Consider the following 15,624-nt stretch of genomic DNA (forward strand, 5'->3'; position numbering starts at 1 on the left):
AAGAGAGCCCAATTGGCTCCCTTTTTATATCCAGCTCAGTGATTAAAAGCCAGATTATTCGGCGTCGAGTAGCCTTGAACGACCAATCTCAATCTTCCGAGGCTTTAACGCTTCGGGGATCTCACGTTTCAAGTCAATATTGAGTAAGCCGTTTTCTAAATCTGCACCAATCACAGTCACATAATCGGCGAGCTGGAAAGTACGTTCAAATCCGCGCTCTGCAATGCCTTGATAGAGGTATTTACGCTCGCTTTCTTGCTCAGCCTTGATGCCTTTAACAACCAGCTTATCGCCTTCGCTGGTGATATCTAATTCTTGCATCGAAAAACCTGCAACCGCCATGGTAATACGGTATCTATGTTCATCTAGTAGCTCGATGTTATAAGGGGGATAACCTGAATTACCTTTATTGGACGCCGCATGCTCGGCCAGTTGTGCTAAACGATCGAAACCAATGGCACTTCGGTATAGAGGAGTTAAATCATAATTACGCATCTGTATATCCTTAAATTAAGCAATATCAATTTTAAATGGCCAGCTCTCAATGATAGATTTATCATCTCGCCGCACCGCTACATAAAACCTTAACCCTACAGCCCCGCAGGCACTGTCTAGCGGTTAACGTAGGAACCTCATTGAGCGTTCCATACTCACTATATGTGGATAGCATTTTATGATTTCAAGAGACTGTATCTAAATATTTTATTATTTTCATTTTTGATATCTGGATGCGATTAGGTGATTCTGTAGATATTGAATAAAAATAATCCCATCTCTTAGAACCTCTTGCAGATAAACTTGGAGTCAGTCTCAGCCATCAATTTCGATTGCCTTATAACCTCTGTATAGAGCAAAGATCATTGTTGAAATAGATAATAACTGGCAAGCAACGTAAATTATTTCGGCTTAAAAATAAAAAAAGCAGCCTTTAGGCTGCTCTTTTCTGCAAGGTCTAATTAACGCTTACAAGCTAATGGACTATTACTATTCAAGAACTGAATGTCACCCGCAACAGGGGCATAATCCGCAGCCTTGATATCGACTTTATCTTTAAAGTAAGTATAAAGCACTTCGGCATCAACATAACCAGTTTGAACTGGGTTTAGCTTAGGATAGCCATCACCACCAGCTGCGTTGTAGCTTGGAACTGTGAAGGTGTATGTCGCATCATCGGCATAGCCCTTTCCATTGATATCGTTGATAGAAACGGTTTTAGCTTCACAATCAACATCCATTTTAATACCCGCCAGCTGCGGATAAGCACCAGAACCAGACTCTCCCACATCAAATGTAGCGACAACATTTAAGTATTCAGTCAATTCGGCACCCGTCATAGTGCTTAAGGTGATCATGTTACCAAATGGCTGTACAGTCAGTACATCGCGGTAAGAGATATCACCTGCTTCAATTGATGCTCGCACCCCACCAGAGTTCATCACACCGACATCAGCATTCACTTTTGAACGCTGCGCTTCAGCAAGTAAGCGGCCAAGGTTAGTCTGCATGTTACGAACATTAGCACGCTCACCATCGAGTAAACCATCGGTGTTTGCAATGACTTCACCAAGTTGGCCTTGACCACGCTCTTGATAGTAAGAAAGTAGCTCTTTAAGCGCAGCATCAGGTTCAATAGCCTCGCCCGCTAGTACTTTAGTTTCTTCACCGTTTGCATCGGTCACTTTCTTAAGTAAGTTAACGGGTACTAGTTTGTAACTTGCTAAATGAAGTTCACCATTGAAATATTCAAAATCAGCACGGCCAACATACTTACCCCATTCGTGAGCTTGCATAATGTAGGTGCCATTTTGCTGATCTGGAGCACATTCATCACCAGGTGTGAAGTCAACGTATTCGCCACCTTCCATACACACAGGGTTTTGAGAGTGACCACCAATAACTGCTTGTAATTCACCTTTTGCCAATGCGTTAGCTAAAGCGACATCACCAGGAGCGTTGCTACCATTCTCTCCATTAGCGTAATGCCCCATATGAGTAGTCGCAAAGATAAGGTCTGCCGCTTTAGCATCCTTAATCTCTTTAATTACTTTTGCCGCTTCTTCTTTTGGATCGGTAAATGTAAGATCTGAGATAAATTCTGGATTGCCAATCTTAGCAGTATCTTCAGTGGTTAAACCGATAACCGCAATTTTCACACCGTTAACGTCAAATACTTTGTAAGCATCAAAATAGCGTGTACCGTCGGCTCTGTAGATGTTAGCCGCCAACATTGGGAAATTAGCAATTGAACGCTGTGAATCTAATACAGCCAATGGATTATCGAACTCATGGTTGCCAACGGCCATTGCATCGTAACCTATATCATTCATTCCGATAAAATCAGGGACAGCATCTTGTAGATCAGACTCTGGAACACCTGTATTAATATCGCCACCAGATAACAATAGCGTTTCACCACCGTTAGCGGCTACTTCTGCGCGGATCTGTTCGATCAACGTCTTACGAGCCGCCATACCATATTCGCCATCTTTGTTTTCCCAGAAACGACCATGGTTATCGTTAGTGTGTAATACCGTAAAAGTAGTACAAGCATCGCCAGCTTCTGCACATGTTGTCGGTACTTTATCATCATCGCTGCTATTACAACCTGCAAGAGCTGCAAGTACTGCAGTCGCAACTAATCCTTTAATAAGCTTATTTGTCATTACATCAACCCCTAAATTATCTTTTTTTATTAACCATCATAATTTTTCAACCAGCGAACCGCTTAATCTCGCTGCTGAGCGATAATAACAAACAATATCGACCAAATGTGGCATTTTTATGAACAAAGTTGTGGTAAATGTTTAATTTCAAAGCATTTTACATAGTTAATTGTTCATATTTAAGAACAGGCAGCTGACATGGATGTTAGGATCGAATCAAGTTAAAATTCACCAACAGCAACTAAAACTAATTAAATTTAGTAGGTTGAATACCACAACCATAGCCCCGCTATTCTCCCGTTAAAAAAACGACCTCTAGCGTACATAGATCACAAAATCAGAAAGTTTTCACACTAAATCAACTTTTACTAATCCAGCATTGGATGATGCACACAAGTTCCCCCTCATTTTTTGTCCCTCAGGAGTGGATAAAGGAACAACACGCCTGAATGAGCACAGGATGTTAATTAAATGTATATCGCGATGATGTGGACGAACTAACAAGAGAGAACGATATGAACTAGATCACAAAAAAGGCCTCGCATTAAGTTAGGCCTTTTAGATCAACTATTTATTATTAACAGATGCTATGCATAAACAGGCTTTGTCTAAGCCGTCACATTGAGATATGGATTACGATGATAAATTCCTTATCCATTGAACTATCCCATCCTTTACCTAGAGTTTGATTCAGGCTCAATACAGTGAAATGACAACAAAACCTAAGCTCATTTAGTTTGCTAGCCTATATCTAACGTAGGCGTTGCGTTAACCAGATGCCAATATCTTTCAATTGCTCAGGCAATACGCTGTGACCCATGATATAAGTCTGCCATTGAGTTGGGTAACCAGCCTGCTTAACTAACTCATAGGCTGATAACCCCGCCCCCACGGGCACCACTTCATCTTGCTCACCATGCAGCTGCAATAACGGCGTGTTGCTATTCGCCTCGCTAAGCGAGCTTGGTAACTTATTCCCCGTCGGGAGATAGCAAGAAAGCGCCATGATCCCAGCCAAGGTCTTAGGATATCTAAGTCCTGTAAAGAGGCTCATTACCCCACCTTGACTAAAACCCGCTAACACGATTTTATCAGCGGGGATCCCTGCAGCTATCTGCTCATCTATCAAGGCTGCGATCGCACATTCTGAATTAATCACACCAGGCATATCAGCTCGGTTATCAATATCCATACCTTTTATGTCATACCAAGCTGGCGTCGCAAATCCCTGATTGATAGTGACAGCAATACTCGGTGCGTGAGGAAAGATGAACCTAACCGCCAAAGACTCATCCATGCCGAGTAAAGGCACAACAGGCGCAAACCCCGCTCCAGAGTCTCCTAATCCATGTAACCAAATGACACAGGCTTTAACAGAATGTTTCGGTTCGATCGTGATCCGCTCCAACGGCAGCTTCGACATCAAGAGTTCCTTTTAAATGGGTAAAATATGCCGACGATGATAACAGGAACCATTACTAGCCCCAACTTTTCGATAAAATAGAATAAATAAGCTGTTTTTCTGGACTTTTCTTTTCATTAGTTCACTTTTACACTGAGCTAAATGGTTAACAGAGAGATCGAGAGATGGGATTATTACAAGGCGGAAAATGGGTTGATCAGTGGTACGATACCGATGAAAGCCAAGGCAAATTTATTAGAGAAGATGCCATCTTTCGCAACTGGATATCATGTCCTAGCGAGGTTACGCCCACGCCGCAATTTTCGGCTCAATCGGGTCGCTACCATCTCTATGTCTCATTAGCCTGCCCTTGGGCCCACAGAACACTCATCTTCAGAGAGCTAAAATCATTGCAAGCCCACATTGGCGTCACGGTAGTAGAACCTCACATGTTAAGCAATGGGTGGGAGTTTAGTGGACCTAAGCAAAGCGATGATGCATTTCATATCAACGGCGCCGAAACCGACAGACTCAATGGTCACAATTATCTGTACCAACTCTATCAACAAGCGAAAACAGACTATAGTGGCCGCGTCACTGTACCTGTACTTTGGGATAAGCAACTTAATACCATCGTCAGCAATGAATCCTCTGAGATTATTCGCATGTTTAATAGTGAATTTAATGAGATCACAGGCAACGTCGCCGACTTCTATCCATTAGCACTACGCAGCGAGATAGACGAGCTAAATGATTGGATATATGAAAGCATCAACAATGGTGTATATCGCGTTGGCTTTGCAACGACCCAGCAAGCCTATGAAGAAGCCTTCGAAATGCTCTTTACTGCATTAGATAGACTAGAGCAATTGCTATCGACAAGGCGCTATTTAACCGGGGATCAACTCACCGAAGCGGACTGGCGTCTATTTACCACCCTAGTAAGGTTCGATGCCGTCTACGTCGGTCATTTTAAAACTAATCGTAATAGAATTGCCGATATGCCAGCGATTTACGGCTATATGAAAGAGCTATATCAATATCCCGATATCGCCGCAACCGTCAATTTTGAACATATAAAACAGCACTACTATTTTAGCCACAGCCAGATCAATCCAACTCGAGTGGTCCCACTTGGCCCCACTTTAGATCTATTAGCCCCACATAGACGAGATAGAGTGAAAAGCGAAACACCTTGGAGTAGCGACTAAAAAGTTAGCTAAGAAAGCGCAAGAATGAGTTGATAATTACCGCTAATGCGGTGGCTGAAATTAGCTATCAATACCTAGCTCGGCGACGACTTCGTCAATCTGCTCGACGGAGTCTAACTTTAATGACCAACGCACAGCACCAGCGTCGGCGACTAACATTAATGCATCTCGCAGGACTTTTATATCTTCTGCCAAAGCATAAAGAGATAGACCTCGGTCGTTAAATTTAACTTGTATCTCATGCATCGAGATGATGATTTTGCCTTGGGAAAATGTAATAACCATAGCACGCCTTACATGTGACTGAAGACTTAAAATAGAAAACCCAAACTAATGCCTGGGTTTTCTTTGAAGGGCTAATGTCGAGACCGCATCAATTAGTGATGATGACCGCCAACGCCATGGGCATGACCGTGAGCAATCTCTTCATCGGTTGCATCACGAGCATCAACAATAGTGAGATCAAAGGTTAATTCTCGACCAGCCAACGGGTGATTAATATCCACGGTAGCCATAAACTTACCGACTTTAATCACAGTCACTTGACGCTGACCTTGATCGGTACTAATTATCGCACGCATGCCCGCTTTCCACACTTTAGCACCTTGAAGATGTTTAACCGATACACGCTGCTCGGCATTTTCATTGCGAACGCCATAGGTTTCTTCTGGCGGTAGGGTAACCGAAAAGCTTTCACCCACTTCGTGGCCTTCAAGTGCCTTTTCTACACCTGGCATCATATTGTCATGACCATGAAGGTATGCAATAGGATCGAGTCCTTCATTGGTTTCGAGCACTTCGCCAGTTTCGTCACGTAAAGTGTAGTTAAACTGTACGACCATATCGTCTTTAATACTCATCAAGTATCCTTTATCTTTCATCAAAATTTAAATTCGCCAGAGCTTAACAAATGTCACAAGATTGCTCTAGCGCTTTATCTTGGCTTGGCCCCTGGAACGATCGATAAGTGCTCGATTTCGGAAAGGATATCGAGATTTTCAAGCGCCAGTTGACACACACCACCGCGGATTTGATGATCTTTAGAGCAATCGACACTCCACTGCCTGAGCAGATAGCCAGCTAACGCGGCGCGGCTTTGTATAGTTAGTCTTCCATCTAACATCTGATAATCGAGTTCAATTGCTTCTGGATGAGGCAAACACGGGTGAGGAATTAACACGAGCGACACTAGCTGTTGCCACGCATTATCTTGATTGGCTAGCTCGTGGTCGAACGGTTCATTGACACTCAGTTTTACCGACTTAATGCGTGTCACTACAAAGTCAGTAAATGTCTGATGTGTGCGATCAAAACTGCGCACATGCCAGCGCTGACCATTATTCACTAAGGTATGAGGCACAATCTCTCGCTGGGTTTCCCCCGACGATACCGATACGTAGGTCACGACGGTAGCTTGTTGGTGCTGAATCGCGCGCATGATACCAGCAATAATATCGGTATTAGGATGGATAAGTTGAACGGCATCAACACACACGGCGCTTGGCTGTACGGGATGAGATAGACCATCACCAAAACCATTGGCAAGGCCATGAAGAATAACCTCTGGATCATGATTAAATAAAGGTACAAATTCACTGTTACGATGATAAGACTTAGTACGATGCATCAACTGCATATTATCAGGCGCTAACGCTCGGTAGCTTGCCAAGTCTCTCGTTGCCGCAGCTAAGCCCGTCGCAAATTTTGCAATTAGATCCTGACGAGATACTTGACCCAAATATTGCAAACTAAAATCGATAAATGCCAATCGCTGACGCTGAGCATGGGACAAGTTATCTAAACCATCCATCTTACCATCACCCTATTTGTCTAATTATTAGGTTAAGTTAACAGTACGTATTGTGAGTTAAAAGGAGTCAGTGCTCCCCTAGCCGAAATTAATCGATACCCATTCTCGAAAATGTTTCATCACTAGGGAAACCATCGGCAGTAAGACCAACACTGCGCTGATACGCTTGTAAACCGGCGCGAGAGTTAGCACCTAACACGCCATCTGGTTTACCCACATTAAAGCCCTTTTCATTCAGTTTTGTTTGCAATAACTTAAGTTTGTCACGGCTGATATTGTCATGCTGAGGTGGGGCGACAGCAAGTGACGCGGCGCCGTTTATGCGATCGGCTAAGTGACCTACAGCTATGGCATAAAACTCAGATCGATTCCAGCGCATGATCACGTCAAAATTGCCATAACCAAGAAAAGCCGGGCCAGTATGTCCCGCTGGCAAATAAAGCGCCGCTTGCATATCTGGCGTTGTCAAACTCTTGCCATCGGCCTTTTTAACACCCAGTTCAGCCCATTTAACCAGAGGTTGTTTATCCTTTCGGCCTAAAAATTGATAATCGTAGTTATTAGGTAACTTGACCTCTCGGCCCCACCTTTCGTTACGCGCCCAACCTAACTGATGTAAAAAATTAGCCGCCGAACTTAATGCATCTTCTGTACTGTTCCAAAGATCCGCCTTGCCATCGCCATCGCCATCAATTGCATACTTGGCATAGGCCGATGGCATAAACTGTGTGTGCCCCATAGCGCCCGCCCAAGAGCCGACCATGTCACTGGTCTCAAACTGATACGCTTCTTTAAGCTTAAGTGCTTGAATTAGCTCTCCAGTAAAGTAACTGGCACGCCTAGGATCACATGCCAGTGTCGTTAAGCTATCGACCACTGGCATCTTGCCTTTATAGCCACCAAAATTGGTTTCTAATCCCCAAAATGCCATTAAGTATTGTGGCGGCACGCCATAGGTCTGTTGCAGTTGCAACAAGAGTGTCTGATGTTTTTTCAGCAGTCGACGCCCCTCTTGTACACGCCAATCTGTCACTCGTTTACTAAAGTAGTTATCGAAAGTTTGGCTAAATTCGGGCTGTTTCTTATCGAGTTCGATCACCCGAGTCACATACTTTACTTGTCCTAATGTTTGATCGATCGTTTTAGCTGAAATTCCTGCGTCGGCCGCCTTTTGCTTTAAGGTCATAATGCAGGTATCGAAAGCCTCATTGGCGTGAGTTGCGGCGCTAACCCCACAAGCGAACATAAACGAGGCGATGGTAATGATTTTTTTCAAAGCAAGGACTCCAATAAAGGGGGCTGAACAGATCCACGACCGCAAAAACTAACAGCCTAAAAAAAAGAAGGTCGCGCCAGCACATCATAACGATAGAAACTATTTATACTAAGCGTTTTATGATGAAATATTACTGCGCATGTTAGATTTACCAGCATCTGTTTAAATAGTGCGCTTTTTCATAAAACTATCGCTTGGCGCAAGTTGCGCTTGGCGTATAATGGTGCCGTTTTTAACAGATATCTAAGAGATCCAACATGACTGATAGCAATCCCGTTTTAGCACGCTTTATCGAAAACGTAAAAGAGCACCAAGCCGTTTGGGGCCTTCAAGACGAAACTGGCGAAGGCTGGGTAGTATGTGATTCTTCTGAATATGAAGAAACTGATGTCATGCCTTTGTGGTCAAGTGCAGAAAAAGCCAAAGTGCATTGCACTGAAGAGTGGCAGGATTATCAACCTGCAGCAATTAAGCTTGAGGAACTTTTAGAGTACTGGATTAAAGACCTTCACGATGACGGTGTGCTCGTTGGTGTAGATTGGGTTGCAGAACAAGACTGTGTAGAGATCGATCCTATCGGCCTTGCTAAGAACTTAGTCGATATCGAACAAGAGTAACACTTGTTCATATCACGCTATTTTAAGTTAGCAGAGAAGTGACTTCATCTTGTCTGCTAACTATCCGCTTATCGACATCCCGTTTGAGCTGCGCCATACCTGCTGGTTTTGTGCAGAGCCTTGCGATCACATTTTTAACTATGAAGCCCAGCACTACACCCCGCATCCTTCGCTCGCCGTTCCCAGCTGTAAAGAATGCTTAAATCTTGCCACTAAGTCGCCGCTAACCTCTATCTGGGATTGCCATATGGCAGTTAAAGATGAATTGATGCGTATTTATGCTAAACATTTAGCCATAGGTGAAAACTGGACCGAACAGGAACTGGCTGAATCAGAGTTCTCCTGCAAAGTCTTTGAAGGGTTTAAAAAAAGTGCTTGGTTTATGTATCTGGTGGCTAAAAATAGAGTCACCTTCACGCCTTGGCCACTGAGCCTAAACGGCATAGCAATCGATACGGCTCAATACCAACTTGGCTTCCAGTTTGATGGGGTTAACTTTAGCTCAATATCAAAAGCTGTCACGCACTACAGTCAAATGCTTGGTCTAGACAAACCGTTCTTACAAGAACTCGTCACCTTAGTGGGCCGAGATAGATTCGGGTACGCGGTACGAGTCGCCCGAATCAATATCGCATCAACTAAAGCAGTAAAACGGCAAGTAGTACTCGATATCACTCACGAAAATTGAACTGACTGATTGCTATCGAACAGCCTAAGATCCAACAATTTCTCTCAGTCGGTCCTGCACCACACCGACCAATAGATCTGGTTGAAACTTCGAAATAAACTTATTACATCCAACTTTCTCTACCATGGCATTATTGAAACTGCCACTTAACGATGTGTTCAAGGTGATATACAACTCGCTCATACGTTTGTCTTTGCGAATTTCGTGGGTTAAACGATAGCCATCCATTTCAGGCATTTCGGCATCGGTAATTAACATCAAAATTTCATCATAGATGTTGCGCCCTTCGTCGCACCACCCCTGCAATACATTAAGCGCTTGCAGGCCATCTGATGTTTCGATTACTTCGATTCCCAGCGGCATTAAGGTATCTTTAATCTGACGCCTAGCGGTAGAGGAGTCATCAGCAATGAGGATCTTACGCCCCATCATACTCTCCACTAACGACTCATCGAGTACCCCTTCTGAAATGGCAATATCATAGTGGATAATCTCGGCTAACACCTTCTCGACATCGATAATAGACACCAGCTGAGTACGCCCATCAACCTCGACTTTAGTAATGGCGGTCAAGTAATTATGATTGCCCGCACTCTTGGGCGGAGGCATGATATCCCCCCAAGTCATATTAATAATATGCTCAACCTTACCCACCATAAAGCCTTGAACGCTACGATTATATTCGGTGATAATGAGGTTGGCATCACCTTCATCTGGCATAGCTTTAAAGCCTATGGCTTGACGCAGATCGATAACTGGAATGGAAGTACCTCTAATATTTGCCACCCCTTTAATGCTGCTATGGCTGCCAGGTAATTCGCTCAAAGCCGGTAACTTAACCACCTCTTTCACTTTAAAAACATTAATAGCAAAAAGCTGAGTGGCGTTAATCCTAAACAGCAGCAGCTCTAATCTATTTTCACCGACTAACTTGGTACGTTGATCAACGCTATCTAGCACTCTAGCCATAAACTTCTCACTATATGGTGGTAATATTTAGCTTACTTTAGCTTCCATTATAGCCCTTAATATAAAGCTACAACGAATAAGTATATCACTGTATTACTCGAGTTTTATTGACCAGGATTAAGTGCAACGGGTGCAACTGGAATAATTCGAGAACCATGTTTTGTAACAATATCCATGATCCCAAGATGTAACTCTTCGGAGACAACCTGGTACTTAGGAAAACTCTTTGTACCAATATAAGCAAAGATATTCACTTGCAGACCATGCAATCCAAACCCCTTAAAGGTGACTCTTAATGGCTCTTTCATTACCGATTCGTGGGATTCCAGCATCTCTTTAATATCGGCAATAATCCCTTTCAGTTTTTCGGTATCAGTCATTAAATAATCCAGACGTATATCCGCTTTAAAACGGATTTTTTCCCGCTCTGAAATATTTTCGATCTCCATCTCGACCAGTTTTGCATTGGGTACGTGAATGAGGGTGCGATCCAACGTCCTTATTTGAGTACAGCGCAAACCAATCTCTTCGACTGTGCCTCGAATAGATCCAAATTTACATAGATTACCCACTTTAATCGGCGCCGCAGAGTAAAGCGTGATCGTGCCAATAAAGTTCTCGATAGATTGCTTTGACGCTAACGCGATGGCAATGCCACCAATTCCCATTCCCGCAATAATAGCGCCAGCATTAAAGCCTAAGTGTTCTAACCAGATCAAAATAGCCAATATGACAAAAATAACCCGAATAAAATTTATAAGGGGTCTGAGCAGCGAAGCTCCCTGCTTTTGACCTTTATTTATCATTCGCTGCTTAAGGCCCGCTTGAATGATCCCCATTCCAGACCATCCTAACCAAACGATAGAGACAAATGTCAGAAATCCTGTGTCCATAGCTTCAAGGGCTGCAGCAGATATTGTACCGCTGCTCGACCATGTGCGAACGACTATCACAGCAAGGAAAAAACGCAGCGGGCCCGCCACGATGGAGGCTAACTCTGTTTTTAGATGATAGTCAGTGCGTAATATTAATAACTTACACAACCAAGTAATTGGTATAATGACGCAAAATGCGACAATCAGGTAGGTCAATATCAGTGCCCACTCCCATGTATTTACCTTGAGAATTCGTCCTTCAGGAAGATTGCTGATAAACCATTCTGCTACGGGTCCGTAACCCAAATTTTCATATAATCGAGGCACCTTAGCGACCGTTGCGTTAGAGATCTTCCAAATACTGCCGCTATCGCTAGGGACACGTTGTAGGAAGAGTGCAATTTCATCACTCGGCAACTTTATGCGACCAAAAATATCGCGAAAACTAGGAAGTTGATCACCGTCTGCGCCTTGAGGGGTATCATTTATCTGCTCAATATCGATCCAAATATTTCGATCGATAATCGCCTGTAATTGTTTGGCGTATTCGGCTCCTTTATCCCTTGACATGTTGTCTGGTAAGTAGCGCAAATCTAAATATTCTGCTGCCCTATTGTAATCTTGCTCATAGACAGCACGAGTAAATCCCTCTAACGTACCTCGGGGCGTATCCCTCTGTAAACTATCTTTATAATCATAAGCTTGATCAACCTGAAGAGCTTCGTTTTCACTCACATCTTCAACTGCAACCCCGTTCATGATATCTACAACATTCGTCGGTGTTGCCGCAAAGCCAGTAAAAGGGGTAATTGCCAAACCCACCCATAACAAAAGCCAATTTTTCATAACTATCCAAGCCTTTCTAAGAGTTAACAAGCGCTTACAAATTCTACCATTTATTAACAATAACAAAAGCAATCTTATTGTTACTTGATTATAAAAGTGAAGTTTTCATCAATCCCATAACACGTGTTGACATCTACTCCATTATCGATATACTCGCTTAACTTTGAAATTCCCTGCCCTGTTTTCTTGTATAGCCAGACCCATTCGTCACCGCATCCAACAAAATCAGCAGTATCCTCTTCGTCATAGTATTGTCATGTACTAGTGCTTTACTGTTTGGCGATCCTGTATCTCATAGATGGTATTTATAACAAACTTTTTAGTTTTATATCCATAGAGTGCTTGATTAGATATATAAAGGTGGGTAGTCTCAGGTGGTTAAAACTCATCTTTCGCAAAAAAGCTAAGGATATTTTATTGTTAAAATTCAACTGCTAATTACGCAGACAACATTAAGGAGTATGGCCTATGTCGTACAAAATGAACGGTCATGAGATCACGGTAAACTTTCCGGTGGCCTCTATATCAGTAAACAAATCCTCTATCGCATTCACCGATAGTTTAGGTAAAAATAGAGAAACCTTTTCTAAGCGCACTGAAGCACTTCAGTTCATGAAATGGTTACTCTCAAGTAATAAATAACCCTTTGCTATTCGATACATTGCCTCTCACTCGTATCGAAGGTTGCTACCGCAACAAGTAGGATTGACACCATTACGTCAACGACTCAGCATATTTCATTTGGTCTAGGTTGTATCACTTTCACAGATACCAACCTAGCCAAGTGGTATTACTCACCAAACTTACGCTTATATCTAGGTAACATAGATTGATTACCTAACAGTCCCCCTTGGTGTATATAAAGTATTTTTTCCCCAGAATTTTCCGTTAGATAATCCAGCAAAACTATCCATCCCAATGGATCATAGAGCAGTTCAAACTCAATTCCAGTCTCTTTCAACTGACGCCATATTTTAAAAAATTCCGAATAGAGTTTACCAAAATGATAGCGTTTCCTGCTCGGTAAAATCACGGGATGATATGCGGTATTAGGTGCTAGCTCGCTGAACTGTTTGCTAAGATACTCATCTCCTCCCACAACCGCACAAGTATAAACGCTTATATTTGGATCCAGCTCCACAAATGACTTTTGCAAAAACAGTGCAGTGGTTCCGGTTCCTGAAGGTAAGAACACTGACAGAGCAGATAGCCCTTGTTGCCTTTTCCACTGAATAATTTCAATGGCGAGTTGACGAACGCCATGTTCAGCATAAAGACATCTCCCCCCTTCCGGTATAAAGAGTTGCTCAGAATCTCCCGTCAACACACATTGCTGTAGATAAGTTAAACTATCACGGTTATTTCGGTCTTCGCACTGGCTTAAATTAATAATTTTGGCGCCATTTTCTAGCGCAGCACGATAATTACCGATCGGGTTTTCAACCAAATAAGAGCCAATATGATCAACATAGAAACGAAGTTTCCAGCCTTTAATTTTAGCTAAAGCTGACATCGAATACAGCGAGTTAGCCTGCGCAGAACCATAACCAACTAAGGTTTTGCCCCCCTCAAACTCGTTCTCAAGAAAGTAGGCAAACTTACGCGCTTTATTGCCAGAAAACTCCGGATGTAGAAGATCATCACGTTTAACAAACACGCAGTGATCATCAAGCAAGATTTCATGTACGGGAGTTTGAGCTAACTTCATATTCAACGGCTATGCTTACAGAGAGAGAGCCAATTTTACACTGCTCTATCGCGATGAGCAATTTGACCAATTCTTGATATTTTACATCAACAAGGAAGCTTGTCCGCGAACAAAAATCAGCATAATAGCTTTATAAACAACCACCTAAACCATGGCATGGTTCTTGAATTAAATCCCCCTAAATAGCGTAGTCGATACTCAATTAGCTCATTCTCGATTTTTATAAGGATACATAAATGCCATTACTTCGTTTAATTTTTAACATCGCTTGGTTTTTACTCGGAGGGTTTGTGATGGGCCTGGCATGGTGGTTAGCTGGGCTTATCTGCTTCATTAGTATTATTGGTATTCCATTTGGTCGTGCTTGCTTTGTTATCGGTGAGATGACCTTTTGGCCATTTGGTCAAGAAAGTATTAATCGAAAATCACTGACGGGAACAGAGGACTTAGGAACCGGCCCACTTGGACTAATAGGCAACATCATCTGGTTCTTATTTTTTGGGATCTGGCTAGCAATTGGCCATATTACCCATGCACTAGCCTGTTTTATCACCATCATAGGCATCCCTTTCGGGATCCAGCACCTTAAGCTAGCTATTCTAAGCTTAACGCCAATAGGGCAAACCGTCACAGCTAAGGCTTAACGATCTATTCGTACTCTGATAGAGGCCTAAACTTAGGTCTCTATCTCGCCAATTTAGCAGCTCGCTTCTATAGGCCTGTTGATTTTTAGCGTGGTAAACTGCAACTATTTCATCGACGCAAGATACTCTTCTACGATTTGCTCAGGATCGATCAAAGCGAGTCCATCATTAAAGACTTCCCGCCACCTGTGCCCTTCTGGGGTATTTTTAAATGCGATATAAAGTTGCTTTGATGCCAATAACTGCTTGTTCATGTCTAGCTTGTTTTTAAGTTCGACCAGATGGGGTTGATGAATATAATAGTTGTAAACGTATTTATCGATCACCGCACCATGGACTCTACCTGTAGCCACTTTACGAATATTATGCTCATCAGAGCTAACGACCTCAACATGCTGAACACCGCTTGTAATCATCTCATCTAGCTCAATAGTGTTCACGTAATCTCTAACGACACCCAGGGTATATTGATTAAGATCTTTGATACGTGACCATTTAATCGGGTACAAACGGCGCTCTAATAACCCTAAAGGGCTGCTGCCAATCGATGCAGAGAACACATATTGATCCGTAGGATAATAATATTCAGGAAAATAACCGCTATATATAGCGTCCTCACGGCTCACCATCCTGATCGTTCGGCTCCAAGGATAATAATCGACATGTAAATCATGCCCCTTCGCCTTCAACGCAGCACTGACGACCGCAGCCGATGCACCGCCATCTTTAAGTTGTTCCCCTGTATAGGGAGGCCAATTTAAAGAGGATAAAAAAAGTGTTTCCCCTTTAGCACTAAACACTAAAGCGGTAAAACAAACCAAAGCCCACGAGAATAGTCTACAGATAGCCATTTCTCCTCTTTTATCTCGCGCCATACAACCACTAAGCTGATATCCTTGCCAACAATTTACAATG

Annotated in this window: 16 protein-coding genes; 5 read left to right on the forward strand and 11 right to left on the reverse strand. The window is 42.8% G+C overall.

The features are described from left to right. Window positions 1-54: 54 nt before the first annotated feature. The 3 genes from K0I73_RS10190 to K0I73_RS10200 form a co-directional block, all read right to left on the reverse strand. Window positions 55-495, reverse strand: coding sequence for an Hsp20 family protein (locus K0I73_RS10190; RefSeq protein WP_220061038.1), 441 nt, complete (start codon window positions 493-495; stop codon window positions 55-57). Between the two features lie 461 nt (window positions 496-956). Next, entirely contained in the window at window positions 957-2,663 is a 1,707-nt protein-coding gene (gene ushA / locus K0I73_RS10195; RefSeq protein ID WP_220061039.1) for a bifunctional UDP-sugar hydrolase/5'-nucleotidase UshA, read from the reverse strand. A 751-nt stretch (window positions 2,664-3,414) separates the two neighbouring features. Beyond that, complete coding sequence (locus K0I73_RS10200) at window positions 3,415-4,086, reverse strand: alpha/beta hydrolase (protein WP_220061040.1); 672 nt, start codon at window positions 4,084-4,086, stop codon at window positions 3,415-3,417. A gap of 164 nt (window positions 4,087-4,250) precedes the next feature. Between K0I73_RS10200 and K0I73_RS10205 the strand changes: the two genes are divergently transcribed. Next, on the forward strand, window positions 4,251-5,276 hold the full coding sequence (locus K0I73_RS10205; protein WP_220061041.1) for a glutathione S-transferase family protein: 1,026 nt from the start codon (window positions 4,251-4,253) through the stop codon (window positions 5,274-5,276). Window positions 5,277-5,336: 60 nt separating this feature from the next. Here K0I73_RS10205 and K0I73_RS10210 read toward each other — a convergent pair whose 3' ends face one another. From K0I73_RS10210 to K0I73_RS10225, 4 genes are all read right to left on the reverse strand, one after another. Then, window positions 5,337-5,561, reverse strand: coding sequence for a DUF3389 family protein (locus K0I73_RS10210; protein WP_220061042.1), 225 nt, complete (start codon window positions 5,559-5,561; stop codon window positions 5,337-5,339). A gap of 92 nt (window positions 5,562-5,653) precedes the next feature. Beyond that, window positions 5,654-6,136 (reverse strand): FKBP-type peptidyl-prolyl cis-trans isomerase, encoded by a 483-nt coding sequence (locus K0I73_RS10215; protein WP_220061043.1) that lies wholly within the window; start codon window positions 6,134-6,136, stop codon window positions 5,654-5,656. 74 nt (window positions 6,137-6,210) lie between these two features. Continuing rightward, complete coding sequence (locus tag K0I73_RS10220; protein ID WP_220061044.1) at window positions 6,211-7,086, reverse strand: WYL domain-containing protein; 876 nt, start codon at window positions 7,084-7,086, stop codon at window positions 6,211-6,213. Between the two features lie 88 nt (window positions 7,087-7,174). After that, window positions 7,175-8,332, reverse strand: a complete 1,158-nt coding sequence (locus K0I73_RS10225; protein ID WP_220064334.1) for a lytic murein transglycosylase — start codon at window positions 8,330-8,332, stop codon at window positions 7,175-7,177. 287 nt (window positions 8,333-8,619) lie between these two features. On the opposite strand from K0I73_RS10225, the gene K0I73_RS10230 reads away from it, so the two are divergent. Together K0I73_RS10230 and K0I73_RS10235 are read left to right on the forward strand one after the other, a co-directional pair. Continuing rightward, window positions 8,620-8,979, forward strand: a complete 360-nt coding sequence (locus tag K0I73_RS10230) for a DUF2750 domain-containing protein (RefSeq protein ID WP_220061045.1) — start codon at window positions 8,620-8,622, stop codon at window positions 8,977-8,979. A gap of 49 nt (window positions 8,980-9,028) precedes the next feature. Further along, on the forward strand, window positions 9,029-9,667 hold the full coding sequence (locus tag K0I73_RS10235; protein ID WP_220061046.1) for a hypothetical protein: 639 nt from the start codon (window positions 9,029-9,031) through the stop codon (window positions 9,665-9,667). Between the two features lie 24 nt (window positions 9,668-9,691). On the opposite strand, the gene K0I73_RS10240 is transcribed toward K0I73_RS10235, so the two are convergent. Together K0I73_RS10240 and K0I73_RS10245 are read right to left on the reverse strand one after the other, a co-directional pair. Continuing rightward, complete coding sequence (locus tag K0I73_RS10240; protein ID WP_220061047.1) at window positions 9,692-10,636, reverse strand: chemotaxis protein CheV; 945 nt, start codon at window positions 10,634-10,636, stop codon at window positions 9,692-9,694. A 104-nt stretch (window positions 10,637-10,740) separates the two neighbouring features. Then, window positions 10,741-12,357: a mechanosensitive ion channel family protein gene (locus K0I73_RS10245; RefSeq protein ID WP_220061048.1), complete on the reverse strand. Its 1,617-nt coding sequence runs from the start codon at window positions 12,355-12,357 to the stop codon at window positions 10,741-10,743. A 468-nt stretch (window positions 12,358-12,825) separates the two neighbouring features. Here K0I73_RS10245 and K0I73_RS10250 point away from each other — a divergent pair, with 468 nt between their 5' ends. Further along, window positions 12,826-12,999, forward strand: coding sequence for a hypothetical protein (locus K0I73_RS10250; RefSeq protein ID WP_220061049.1), 174 nt, complete (start codon window positions 12,826-12,828; stop codon window positions 12,997-12,999). A 148-nt stretch (window positions 13,000-13,147) separates the two neighbouring features. Here the strand turns inward: K0I73_RS10250 and K0I73_RS10255 are convergent, their stop codons facing one another. Further along, entirely contained in the window at window positions 13,148-14,065 is a 918-nt protein-coding gene (locus K0I73_RS10255; RefSeq protein ID WP_220061050.1) for a pyridoxal-phosphate dependent enzyme, read from the reverse strand. A gap of 236 nt (window positions 14,066-14,301) precedes the next feature. Here K0I73_RS10255 and K0I73_RS10260 point away from each other — a divergent pair, with 236 nt between their 5' ends. Next, window positions 14,302-14,709, forward strand: coding sequence for a YccF domain-containing protein (locus tag K0I73_RS10260; protein WP_220061051.1), 408 nt, complete (start codon window positions 14,302-14,304; stop codon window positions 14,707-14,709). A 104-nt stretch (window positions 14,710-14,813) separates the two neighbouring features. Here K0I73_RS10260 and K0I73_RS10265 read toward each other — a convergent pair whose 3' ends face one another. Continuing rightward, on the reverse strand, window positions 14,814-15,560 hold the full coding sequence (locus K0I73_RS10265) for a substrate-binding periplasmic protein (protein ID WP_220064335.1): 747 nt from the start codon (window positions 15,558-15,560) through the stop codon (window positions 14,814-14,816). Window positions 15,561-15,624: the final 64 nt, after the last annotated feature.

This window comes from Shewanella mesophila (genome assembly GCF_019457515.1).
In the GTDB taxonomy this organism is placed as follows: domain Bacteria; phylum Pseudomonadota; class Gammaproteobacteria; order Enterobacterales; family Shewanellaceae; genus Shewanella; species Shewanella mesophila.